At 70.5% G+C, this 11,359-nt stretch carries 9 protein-coding genes; 6 read left to right on the top strand and 3 right to left on the bottom strand.

Features of this window, described 5'->3' with window-relative positions; all coding sequences use genetic code 11:
* Positions 1-156 precede the first annotated feature (156 nt).
* Positions 157-906: a MerR family transcriptional regulator gene (locus ABT147_RS46180; RefSeq protein WP_351418339.1), complete on the bottom strand. Its 750-nt coding sequence runs from the start codon at positions 904-906 to the stop codon at positions 157-159.
* Positions 907-987: 81 nt separating this feature from the next.
* On the opposite strand from ABT147_RS46180, the gene ABT147_RS46175 reads away from it, so the two are divergent.
* Positions 988-1,467 (top strand): macro domain-containing protein, encoded by a 480-nt coding sequence (locus ABT147_RS46175; protein ID WP_351418337.1) that lies wholly within the window; start codon positions 988-990, stop codon positions 1,465-1,467.
* A 50-nt stretch (positions 1,468-1,517) separates the two neighbouring features.
* Positions 1,518-1,994, top strand: a complete 477-nt coding sequence (locus ABT147_RS46170; protein WP_351418335.1) for a F0F1 ATP synthase subunit B family protein — start codon at positions 1,518-1,520, stop codon at positions 1,992-1,994.
* Positions 1,995-2,088: 94 nt separating this feature from the next.
* On the opposite strand, the gene ABT147_RS46165 is transcribed toward ABT147_RS46170, so the two are convergent.
* Positions 2,089-3,612, bottom strand: coding sequence for a M1 family metallopeptidase (locus ABT147_RS46165; protein ID WP_351418333.1), 1,524 nt, complete (start codon positions 3,610-3,612; stop codon positions 2,089-2,091).
* A gap of 248 nt (positions 3,613-3,860) precedes the next feature.
* Between ABT147_RS46165 and ABT147_RS46160 the strand changes: the two genes are divergently transcribed.
* From ABT147_RS46160 to ABT147_RS46150, 3 genes are all read left to right on the top strand, one after another.
* Positions 3,861-5,825, top strand: a complete 1,965-nt coding sequence (locus ABT147_RS46160; protein ID WP_351418331.1) for a Xaa-Pro dipeptidyl-peptidase — start codon at positions 3,861-3,863, stop codon at positions 5,823-5,825.
* Complete coding sequence (locus ABT147_RS46155) at positions 5,822-7,108, top strand: M14 family metallopeptidase (RefSeq protein WP_351418329.1); 1,287 nt, start codon at positions 5,822-5,824, stop codon at positions 7,106-7,108. Before ABT147_RS46160 ends, ABT147_RS46155 begins: the two co-directional genes overlap by 4 nt.
* A gap of 84 nt (positions 7,109-7,192) precedes the next feature.
* On the top strand, positions 7,193-8,917 hold the full coding sequence (locus ABT147_RS46150; protein WP_351418326.1) for a BCCT family transporter: 1,725 nt from the start codon (positions 7,193-7,195) through the stop codon (positions 8,915-8,917).
* Between the two features lie 306 nt (positions 8,918-9,223).
* Here ABT147_RS46150 and ABT147_RS46145 read toward each other — a convergent pair whose 3' ends face one another.
* Positions 9,224-10,174: an FAD-dependent oxidoreductase gene (locus ABT147_RS46145; RefSeq protein ID WP_351418324.1), complete on the bottom strand. Its 951-nt coding sequence runs from the start codon at positions 10,172-10,174 to the stop codon at positions 9,224-9,226.
* A 66-nt stretch (positions 10,175-10,240) separates the two neighbouring features.
* Here ABT147_RS46145 and ABT147_RS46140 point away from each other — a divergent pair, with 66 nt between their 5' ends.
* Positions 10,241-11,269 (top strand): oxidoreductase, encoded by a 1,029-nt coding sequence (locus ABT147_RS46140; RefSeq protein WP_351418322.1) that lies wholly within the window; start codon positions 10,241-10,243, stop codon positions 11,267-11,269.
* Positions 11,270-11,359: the final 90 nt, after the last annotated feature.

The raw sequence follows: 11,359 nt of genomic DNA, 5'->3' as shown, positions 1-11,359 counted from the left end.
CGATGGGGGCCTCGCGCCCCTTCTGGGGCGCGGGGAACTGCGCGAGAAGCCCCACCGGACCCGCGGATGGGGGTCAAGGGGGCGCAGCCCCTTGAGGATGGGACGGGTAGGGGCGGCGGGGGCGAGGAAAGGCCGGTCCCCGCCCCGCCGGGCTCGTCAGGACTCCGCCAGCCACTCCCTCAGCTCGTCCTTCAACGACCGCTGAAAGGTCGTCAACAACGCCTGCACGACCAGGGGTTGCATATGCGCAGACAGCGACTTCACGGCCTGCGGATCGCGCTCCACCACCGCGTCACGGAACACCCGAGACAACTCGTGCGCCGCCGCCCGCGAGTACTCGATCAGCACGGTCCGCGCGGCAAGGATCGACTCCTCGGACAGGGGCACGTCGAGCAGCTCAACACCAAGCCGCAGCAGCCCGGGATCCACCCGAACACCCTCACCGTCCCGCTCGACCACCCCCATCGCGACGAGCCGCTCCACCCCCTCCTCACCCAGCCGCCGCCCCGCCCGCCGGTCCAGCTCCTCCCACGTGACCGTCTCCACCGCGTCCGGCGCCCAGGAGGCCACCACCGCCCGCTGGAGCGCGAGATCACGCGGGGTGAGGTCCGGCGGCAGCTGCCGCAGATACCGTTCGATGGCCGCGAGGGTCATGCCCTGCCGCTGGAGTTCCTCGATCAGCGCGAGCCGCGCGAGATGATCCCGCCCGTAGTGCCCGACCCGGCGCGGACCGATCACCGGCGGCGGCAGCAGCCCCCGGGTGCCGTAGAAACGGACCGTACGCACCGTGACCCCCGCCCGCGCGGCCAACTCGTCGACGGTGAGAACGATCTCCTCGGAGCCGGAGCCGGAGCCGGAGCCGGAGCCGGAGCCGGAGCCGGAGCTCTCTCCGATGTCGGTCGTCATGTCCAGCAGTATCGCTGTCTCACCAGTGCTGTGACACCTCGGACGCCGCCGATTGTCAGTCCCGCCCCGTACGGTGGCGTCATGTCGGGGATCACTTACGTCCGGGGGGACGCCACCGTGCCGCTGGGCAAGGGCGTCAAGGTCATCGCCCATGTCTGCAACGACATGGGCGGCTGGGGCAAGGGCTTCGTCCTCGCCCTGTCCCGTCGCTGGCCGGAGCCGGAGGCCTCCTACCGCGCCTGGCACCGCGACCGGGCGAACAACGACTTCGGTCTCGGCGCCGCCCGGTTCGTCCAGGCCGGCCCCTACACCTGGGTCGCCAACCTGATAGGCCAGCACGGCACCCGCACCGGCAGCAAGGGCGTACCCGTCCGCTACGAGGCCATCGACACGGCCCTCGGCCTGCTCGCCGACAAGGCCCTGGAGCTGGAGGCCTCGGTCCACATGCCCCGCATCGGCTGCGGGCTCGCGGGCGGGAAGTGGTCCCGCGTGGAGCCCCTGATCACTGACCGACTGGTCCGGCGCGGGATACCGGTGACGGTGTACGACCACGGGGACTGATCCCGCCCGGGACGCGGTACCTGCCGGGTGTCAGCGGGTAGGGCACCGGTATGGATCTCCTTCCGATGGACATCGGCCCGTTGAACCCCGTCGTGGGCGAACTCGTCGTCGCGGCAGCGCTGTTCGCCCTCGTGTTCCTCTTTCTCGCCCGGCTCGTGCCCCGGATCCAGCGCGTCCTGGACGCACGGGAGGCCGCGACCAAGGGCACCGAGGCACAGGCCGAAGCCCTGCGGGAGGAGGCCCGGATCAAGCGGGCCGAGGTGTCGGCGGCCCTGGCCGAGGCGCGCCACGAGGCCGCTCGCATCCGCCAGCGCGCCTTCGAGGAGGGCACCGCCCTGATCGCCGAGGCCCGCGCCGAAGGCCACCGCGAGTACACCACCCTCCTCACCGAAGGCCACGCCCACCTCACCGCCGCCCGCACCAGAGCCGAGGCCGAACTCCACACCCACGCAGCGGAACTGGCCTCGACCCTGGCCACCAAGATCCTCGGCGAACCGATCGAGACAGGAGTCCACCCACACCCGTGAAAGGGGGCGCAGCCCTCCTCCCAGGGGCGCGGGGAACTGCGCGACAAGCCACGACGACCCCGCAGCCGACAACCGAACCGAACCCCCCGAGCTCTCAGTGCCCGTCCCCGTCCCCGTCCCTATGCCCATGCTCATGAACGGAGTTCGTCGCCGCGATCTTCTTCCACGACTTGGGCGCCTTGGGAGCAACGCCGGCCGCAGCCGACGCCTCCGACCCGGCCACGCCCGCACTCGGCTTCACCGGCTGATACAGCCACGTATCGAACAACGCCCCCAACGACTCCCCGGCCACCCCCTCCGCATACGCCACGAAGTCACCGACCGTCGCGTTCCCGTGCGCGTACTCCGCCGGCCACCCCTTCAGGATCTCGAAGAACGCCTCGTCCCCGATCTCCTCGCGCAACGCCTGCAGCGCCAGCGCCCCCCGGTCGTACACGGCCAGATGGAACTGGTTCTCCGGCCCGGGGTCACCCGGCTCGACCGTCCAGAACGGATCGTCGGCCGGATGGGACGCGTACACATAGTCCGCGATCTCCCGCGCCGTCCCCTCGTTCTCGTGCTCGGACCACAGCCACTGCGCGTACCGCGCGAAGCCCTCGTTGATCCAGATGTCCTTCCACCCGGCGACGGAGACGAGGTCGCCGTACCACTGGTGGGCCAGCTCATGGACGACGACGGACACGTTCGACCCGTTCGCGAACTGCCGGGGGCTGTAGAACGGCCGGGTCTGTGTCTCCAGCGCGTACCCGACCTGCGGGGTGTTGGGCACATAGCCACCCAGCGCGTTGTACGGGTACGGCCCGAAGAACTCCGTCAGCCAGTCCGCGATCTCGCCCGTGCGTTCGACGCTGGCGCGTGCCGCCCCGTAGCTGTCGCCGATGTCCTTGCTGTAGGCGTTGACGATCGGGATGCCGTTCTCGGTCCGCCCGGTGGTGACGTCGAACTTCCCGACCGCGAGGGTGGCGAGATAGGTGGCCTGCGGCTTGTTGGACCGCCAGTTGTAGCGGGTCCAGCCCGTGCGCGAACTCGTCGACTGGAGTGTGCCGTTGGAGAGGGCCTGCGAGCCGTCCGGCACGAGCACGGACACGTCGTACGTGGCCTTGTCGAGCGGATGGTCGTTGCTGGGGAACCACCACCAGGCCGCCTCGGGCTCGCCCGCCGCGACACCGCCGTCGGGTGTGCGCAGCCAGCTAGTGAAGCCGTACGCCTCCTTCGACGACGGGACCCCGGTGTAGCGGACGACGACGGTGACCTCCGTGCCCTTGGGCAGCGGGTTCCTCGGCGTGATCTCCAGCTCGTGCTCACCGGAGGTGGCGAAGGCCGCCTTGGCGCCGTTGACCCGGACCTCGCTCACATCGAGCAGGAAGTCCAGATTGAAGCGGGACAGGTCCTCGGTGGTCCGGGCGAGCAGGGTCGCCGTGCCCTCCAGCCGGTCCGTCTCCGGCTGGTACTTGAGCCGGAGGTCGTAGTGCGAGACGTCGTAGCCGCCGTTGCCGTAGGCCGGGTAGTAGGGATCGCCGATCCCCGGCGCGCCGGGCTCGTAGTCCGCCGCCGACGCCGGGACCGCCAGCAGCAGGGAGGCCACGAACGCGCCCGGGGCGATGAGTCTGCGGTGCACGAATCACTCCAAGTCGTGGGGGGGAGCGCTTGCGCGTCGGTGGGGAACGCTTCCGCGCGAATCTGTTCGGAGCCTATTCACTCCCTGTGGACCCGGCCGTGTCCATGGCCGCCCCTGTCACACGATCGCCATTCGGCCGACATGAGCGACCCCGCCCCACGCTCCTTTCAAGCCACACCGTGGCCGAAGCCCCACGAGCCCCGAAAGGGCCTCTTTTGCACGGGAGTTGACGGCAGTACCGTCCGCGCATGCCGATACCTGCGCGACGCATGCGCTTCACGACCTGGAGATCGCTCGCGACGGCGGCCACGGCCGCCGCCCTCACGGCCACGTTCCTCACCCCGGCGGTCGCCGGCACCCCGACCCCCCGGAAGAGCGAACCGGTCTACTCGTACGACAACGCCATCCGCGAGTCCGTCTGGGTGGACACCGGGCTCGACGGCGACCGCGACGGAAAGCCGGACCGTGTCGCCGTCGACATCGTCCGCCCGAGTGAACCCGCCGGGCGGGGCCGCAAGATCCCTGTGATCATGGACGCCAGCCCGTACTACTCCTGCTGTGGACGCGGCAACGAGAGCCAGCGCAAGACGTACGACGCCGCCGGGAACGTCGTCCAGATGCCGCTGTTCTACGACAACTACTTCGTGCCCCGCGGCTACGCCTTCGTCGCCGTCGACCTCGCCGGAACCAACCGCTCCGACGGCTGTGTGGACGTCGGCGGCCGCTCCGACATCCAGTCCGCCAAGGCGGTCGTCGACTGGCTCAACGGCCGGGGCAGGGCGTACACCACCCGCACGGGCACCACGAAGACCAGGGCCGGCTGGTCCAACGGCAGGACCGGCATGATCGGCAAGAGCTACGACGGCACGGTCGCCAACGGGGTGGCCGCCACCGGTGTCGAGGGCCTGGAGACCATCGTCCCGATCGGCGCGATCTCCTCCTGGTACGACTACTACTTCGCCAAGGGCGCCCCCCTCTACAACTCCGGCCCCGACTGGCTCTCCAACTATGTCGAGAGCCCCGACGCCCGCGCCAAGTGCGGGGCCGTCCAGCGGGAACTGGTCGACGGCGCCCCGCGCACCGGCGACTGGACCTCGCTGTGGACCGAACGGAACTACGTCAAGGATGTCCGGAAGATCGACGCCAGCGTCTTCGTCATCCACGGCCAGCAGGACCTGAACGTCCGTCCCGGGCACTTCGGCCAGTGGTGGGACGCCCTCGCGAAGCACGGCGTCGAGCGCAAGATCTGGCTCTCCCAGGTCGGCCACGTCGACCCCTTCGACTTCCGCCGCGCGGAATGGGTGGACACCCTGCACCGCTGGTTCGACCACGAACTCCTCGGCTACGACAACGGCGTCGACGACGAACCCATGGCCGACATCGAACGCCACCCGAACCGGTGGGAGACGTCGAAGAGCTGGCCGCCGCGCACCACGAAGGCCACAACCCTCCGCCCGGCCGAGGGCGGCGAGGCGGGCGTGGGCACGCTGGGTCTCCGCAAGCGGACCGGCACCGAGACCTTCACCGACAACCCGGCGCTGAACGAGACCGACTGGGCCGCGTACGTCGACCGCTCCACCCCGGAGAAGACGGGCTTCGTCACCCCGCCGCTCACCGAGGACCTGCGGCTGTCCGGCTCCTCGAAGGTGACCGTCACCGCCACGCCCACCACCTCCACCGCCCACCTCTCGGCGGTCCTCGTGGACCTCGGCCCTGACACCATCCGCGACCACTCCGCCCCCGGCGAGGGCATCACCACCCTCACCGAGCGCAGCTGCTGGGGCCCGAGCACCACCGGAGACAGCTCCTGCTTCCGGGAGACCCGGGCCAGGACCGCCGACGTCGACTACACGATCTTCAGCCGCGGCTGGGCCGACCTCGGCAACCACTCCTCCGCCACCGGAGCGCCGCTCACCCCCGGCACCCCGTACACGATCACCCTCGACCTGCACGCGAGCGACCACGTCGTCCCGGCGGGCCACCGGCTCGCGCTGATCGTCGCGGGCACCGACGAGGGCCTCATCGACCCGCCGTCGACGACCCCCACGCTGACCATCGACCTCAAGCGCACCTCCGCGAAGGTCCCGCTGGTCGGCGGTGCCGAGGCGTTCAGGAAGGCGACCTCGGGGAGCACCGGCGCCCCGGCGGCCTCCGTCCTCGACGGCGTACGCGACCCGGGCCGGGCCGCCCGCGTCCCGGGCGGTGCCGAGTGAGGGCCCGTATCGCGGCACTGATCGCCACCGCGCTCGCCGCACCCCTGCTGTCGACACCCGCGTACGCGACGGACACCACCCCGCCGCGCACCGGATTCGAGCAGTCCGGCGGCGCCCGCTGGACCAGCCACCCGGAGGAGCGGGACTTCCTCGCCGCCGTGGACCGGGCGAGCGACCGTGTGTCGACGACCCGGATCGGCACGACGAAACAGGACCGCCCGCTCCAGCTCGTCCGTATCGGCACCCGCCCCACCACACGCACCGTCCTGCTCATCTGCAGCCAGCACGGCGACGAGCCCTCCGGCCGCGACGCCTGCCTGACCACCATCCGCGACCTGGCCTTCGCCGAGGACGAGCGGACCAGGCGGCTGCTGAGGAACACGACCGTGCTCGTCGTGCCCACCGCCAACCCCGACGGCCGGGCCGCCGACACCCGGGGCAACAGCGACGGCGTCGACATCAACCGCGACCACCTCGCCCTGCGGACGGCCGAGGCGCGGGCGCTCGCCGCCGTCGTCCGCGACCGCAAGCCCGACGTGGTCTACGACCTGCACGAATACGGCGCCACACCCCAGTACTACGACAAGGACCTCTTCGACCTCTGGCCGCGCAACCTCAACACCGACGCGGCCGTCCACGCCGAGGCCCGCACCCTGTCCCTGGACCACGTACGCCCGGCCGCCGGGGCCGCCGGTTACTCGACCGGCACCTACGGCATCTGGACCGACCCGGTCACCGGCGATCCCATCCGCCAGGTCGCGGGCGACGGCCAGGAACGCATCCTGCGCAACATGTCCGGAATCAAGCACTCTGTCGGGCTGCTGATCGAGAGCAGGGTGGAACCCATCACGGCCGGCACACCGGAACCGGCCAACAATCTGCGCCGGGTGAACTCGCAGCTCGCCGCACTGAAAGGCCTGTTCGGCTTCGCCGGCGAACGCGGCAGGCAGGTCGACCGGGTGACCGGCGCGGCCCGTCTCGCCGGCCTCCGCGACACCGGCCCGGTCTATGTGGGCGGCGCCGACAACGACCCGGCCGAGCCCGCCGAGGTGATCCAGGACCCGCCCTGCGGCTACCGGCTCACCGCACAGCAGTACGAGGAGTTCGCGGACGAGCTGGCCCTGCACGGCGTCCGCGTACGCCCCGGGAGCGACGACAGCGGCGGTGACGGTGACGGCGTTCTCGTCCCGCTGCGCCAGCAACTGCGCGCACTCGTCCCGCTGCTGCTCGACGAGCGGGCGCCGTACCGCCTGACGGTGGGGGAGCCCGACACCACCTGTTGAACAAGTAAGGGGCGAAGTCACATGTGGTAGGGGTTCCTGGGCAGGAGAAGGTCAGTTCCAGCCACTCGCCGAAAGGTTCCACCTGTGACGCACGATCATCGCCCCACCCACCTCGGGGGAGGCGCGCTTCCAGGGTCGGAGGCGGGTCTCCCCGGCGGCGGGCGGCCCCGGACGGACCGCGTCGTGTTCGGCGTGACGGCGGCGCTCACCCTGGCCTTCGTGCTCTGGGGTGCCATCTGGACCGACTCGCTCGAAACCGCCTCCGGCAAGATGCTGAACGGCCTGATCCACAACGGTGGCTGGGCGTTCATGCTGGCCGCCTCCTGTTTCGTCGTCTTCGCCCTGTGGCTGGCGGTCAGCCGCTACGGCCGTATCCACCTCGGCGTCGAGGGCGAGAAGCCCGAGTTCCGCACGGTCTCCTGGGTCGCCATGATGTTCAGCGCCGGCATGGGCATCGGCCTGATGTTCTACGGCGTGAGCGAGCCCCTCGCCCACTACACCTCGCCCCCGCCGGGCACGGACCCCTCGGGCTCCGGCGAGCGCATGGAAACGGCGATGGCGACCACGCTGTTCCACTGGACGCTGCACCCCTGGGCGATCTACGCGGTCGTCGGCCTCGCCATCGCCTACAGCACGTTCCGCAAGCAGCGCCGGCAGACCATCAGCGCCGTCTTCACCCCGCTGATCGGCGAGAAACACGCCAACGGGGCCGGGGGCCGGGTCATCGACATCCTCGCGATCGTCGCCACGATCTTCGGCTCGGCGGCCTCCCTCGGTCTCGGCGCCCTCCAGATCGGCTCCGGTTTCAAGGAGCTGGACTGGATGGACAAGGTGAGCACCGGCCTGCTCGTCGGCATCATCGCCGTCCTGACCCTGGCCTTCGTCGCCTCCGCCGTGTCCGGTGTGGAGAAGGGCATCCAGTGGCTGTCCAACACCAACATGGTGCTGGCCCTGGTGCTCGCGCTCTTCGTCTTCGTCGCGGGGCCGACGATCCTCCTCCTCGACCTCGTGCCCACCTCGGTCTTCTCCTACCTCGGCGAGCTGCCCCAGCTCGCGGGCCGCACGGAGGCCTCCGGCGGCGAGGGCGTGGCCGACTGGCTCGGCAGCTGGACCGTCTTCTACTGGGCGTGGTGGATCTCCTGGACGCCCTTCGTCGGCATGTTCATCGCCCGCATCAGCCGGGGCCGCACCATTCGTCAGTTCGTCGGCGGCGTCATCCTCGTCCCCAGCTCGGTCAGCCTCGTCTGGTTCGCGATCTTCGGCGGTACGGCGATGAAGCTCCAGGAGCAGGGCCGGCTCGGTGAGGAGGCCACGCCGGAGGGCCAACTCTTCGCCGTCCTCAACGAGTTCCCCCTCGCCACGGTGTCCAGTCTGCTGGTGATGATCCTCGTCGGCATCTTCTTCGTCTCCGGCGCCGACGCCGCGTCCATCGTCATGGGCACGCTCTCCCAGCGCGGTGCCCATGAACCCGGTCGCTTCGTCGTCGTCTTCTGGGGCGTCGTCACCGGAGCCGTCGCCGCGATCATGCTCCTCGTCGGCAGCGGGCAGGGCGATGCGCTCACGGGTCTGCAGAACCTCACGATCCTGGCCGCCGCGCCCTTCGTCCTCGTCATGATCGGGATGTGCGTCGCCCTGATCCGCGATCTGCGGCGCGATCCGGTCATAGTCCGCGAGGAAATGGCCTCCGAAGCGGTCGAACTCGCCGTCATCGAGGGTCACAAGCGGTACGACGGCGAATTCGAGATCAGGGTCGGCCCCGGCCAGGGAACAGAAACCGAAGGCGACCCCATCGGCCACCGCCCCGACTGACCTTGGCGCGCACCTCCGGGGCGCCAGGGGGTGCGTTGGCAGGTGCGGGTCCGGCGGGGGCCGACCGCGCAGTTCCCCGCGCCCCTTGAAAGACGGGTTGCCGGTCGGCTATCGGCCCGGTGGGGCTTCTCGCGCAGTTCCCCGCGCCCCTGAAAAGCCGGGGCTACGCCCGCGCTTTTCAGGACTGCGGGGCCGTGGTCCTTTCAGGCCCGCAGGGGCCTGAATCTTTTAGGGGCGCGGGGAACTGCGCGACCAGCCCCCACCGAACCCGCACCCGACCGACAACCCACCCCCCAAACAGCACGCTCACACCACGGCCAACCGCGCAGCGCCCCCCGCACACCCCCAAGCGACCGTAACCCCCGCCCCACCATGCCCATAGTTGTGCACCAACACCCGCCCACCCGGCAGAAGTTCCCGCTCCAGACGCACCACAGGCCGCCCCGGCCGCAACCCCACCCGGTGCTCAATGACCCGCGCTGCCGCGATCTCGGGCCGAACCGCCGCACACCGCCGCACGATCTCCTCCGCGATCACCGGATCCGGCGTCAGGGACCACGCGTCCTCCTCCGCCGTACCGCCCAGGATCAACCCCCCGGGCTGCGGTATGAAGTACGTACTCTTGGACTCGGAGTGATCCACCGACGTGAGCCAGGTGCTGACCCCCGGGTTCTCCACGACGACCAACTGCCCCCGCACCGGCCGTACGGAGGGATCCGGCACCAACTCCCGCGCACCGAGCCCCGCGCAGTTGACGACGACGGCCGCGTCGACCGCCGCGAGGTCGGTCACCGTACGCGCCTCCACCACCCCACCCGCCGCGACGAACCGCTCGCGCAGCCACCGCAGATGGACCGGCATGTCGATCACCGGCAGCCGCGCCCACAGTCCGACACCCGGATGCTCCTCGGCCGTCGCCACCCGCAGCCCGGCCACCTGTGAGGCCCACGCACCGAGCCCGTCCAACGCCGTCTCGCCGTGTACGCCCTCGACCATGCGTACGCCTGTCTCGTCCGGCCGGGCCGCCAACTCCTCGTACACGGCCAGCGTGTCGAGCGCCCACTCGCCGACGAGTTCCTCCGGCTCGATCCGGTACGGCCACCACAGTCCGCCCGCGACGGCGGAGGTCGTGCGCTCCGCGGGCTCCCGTGCCCAGATCCGAACCCGTCTGCCGCTCTCCGCCAGAACGACGGCCGTCGTGAGACCGACGACTCCGCCACCGACCACGATCACATCGCTGTTCGATTCATTGGTCACGGGGGGACGTTAACGGAATATGTCATGCCGTGCTCACAAGTCTGCCTTTGTGGGGATACTCACACCATGTCTGCCGAATACGCGACCTTCGGCCTGGCACCGGCGATGCGAGCCGGTGGCGTCCTCGCCAACGGTGACTACCAAGTGCACCGGGACTTCGTGGACTTCATCGTCGACGGACGCCCGCTGCTGTACCGGCTCTCCGACCTCGATGCCGTCTCCCCACTCGCCTCCGACGTCCCGCCCTCGATCTTCACCGCCCAGGTGCGCAGCCTGCTCCTGGAAGCCGAAGCACCACTCACACGCGGCCGTTACGTCATCTACGGCTGCCCCGAATGCGCCGACCTCGCCTGTGGAGCCGTGACCGCGGTGATAGAGCGGGACGGCGAGGACTACGTGTGGCGGGACTTCGCCTGGCAGACGGAGGAGGAGGCCGACCTCAGACTGAACGGCTACACGGGCATCGGTCCTTTCCGGTTCCAGGGCCCCGAGTACCGCAGCGCCCTGCAGTCCCTGCTGCGCGAGTCCGCCACCGAGCCGTCGGCCCGCCGCCGGGTCCTCCTCATCGGTGCCCGGGTCGCCGTGCTCGCCAAACTCGCCGCCGCCCTGCGCGCCATCGGAATCGGCGCCGACATAGCGCAGGACGCCACCGGCGTGTCAGCCGAGGAGCTGCGCACCTACGGTGCCGTGGCCTTCGGCCAGGCCGTCGGCGAGGCGGACCGCGACGCGGTACGGCGGGCCTTCGACCGCGCGGGGATACAGATCGCGTACGTCGACGGGCTCGCCCCGATCATCCCGCTCCTCGTCGCCCAGATCGAACACGCCCTCGACCGCAGCCCGGCGGAACAGCGCCGCCTCACCCGTCTCGTCGCCGCCGGAGGCCAGGCCGGCATCGAGATCACCTCCACCTGCCGCGTGGAGCTGACCGCCTACCGCCTCGACCGCCTGTACCGCCCCCACACCTACCGCTTCTTCGACGGGATCCTCCCGGCCGGCCAACACCGCATCGGCCTGGACCCGAAGGCCGTGAAGGGAGAATCGTTCATCGTGGCCCGCACCTCGGGAACGGTCCTGGTGGAACCGATGGCCGGGTGAGGCGTGAGGGGCGAGTGGGCTTCTCGCGCAGTTCCCCGCGCCCCTCTCAGGGGCGCGGGGAACTGCGCGAACGGGGCCCGGGGCAGAGCC

The organism is Streptomyces sp. NPDC001868 (assembly GCF_040297125.1).
Lineage (GTDB): Bacteria > Actinomycetota > Actinomycetes > Streptomycetales > Streptomycetaceae > Streptomyces.
The sequence above is the reverse complement of the archived record's forward strand: the minus strand, read 5'-3'. Positions and strand labels throughout refer to the sequence as shown.

What these genes read in the sequence shown, in the direction of transcription:
- ABT147_RS46140 (WP_351418322.1), top strand. Translation starts at nt 10,241, where the DNA reads ATGTCTGCCGAATACGCGACCTTCGGCCTGGCACCGGCGATGCGAGCC.
- ABT147_RS46180 (WP_351418339.1), bottom strand. Translation starts at nt 906, where the DNA reads ATGACGACCGACATCGGAGAGAGCTCCGGCTCCGGCTCCGGCTCCGGC.
- ABT147_RS46175 (WP_351418337.1), top strand. Translation starts at nt 988, where the DNA reads ATGTCGGGGATCACTTACGTCCGGGGGGACGCCACCGTGCCGCTGGGC.
- ABT147_RS46170 (WP_351418335.1), top strand. Translation starts at nt 1,518, where the DNA reads ATGGATCTCCTTCCGATGGACATCGGCCCGTTGAACCCCGTCGTGGGC.
- ABT147_RS46160 (WP_351418331.1), top strand. Translation starts at nt 3,861, where the DNA reads ATGCCGATACCTGCGCGACGCATGCGCTTCACGACCTGGAGATCGCTC.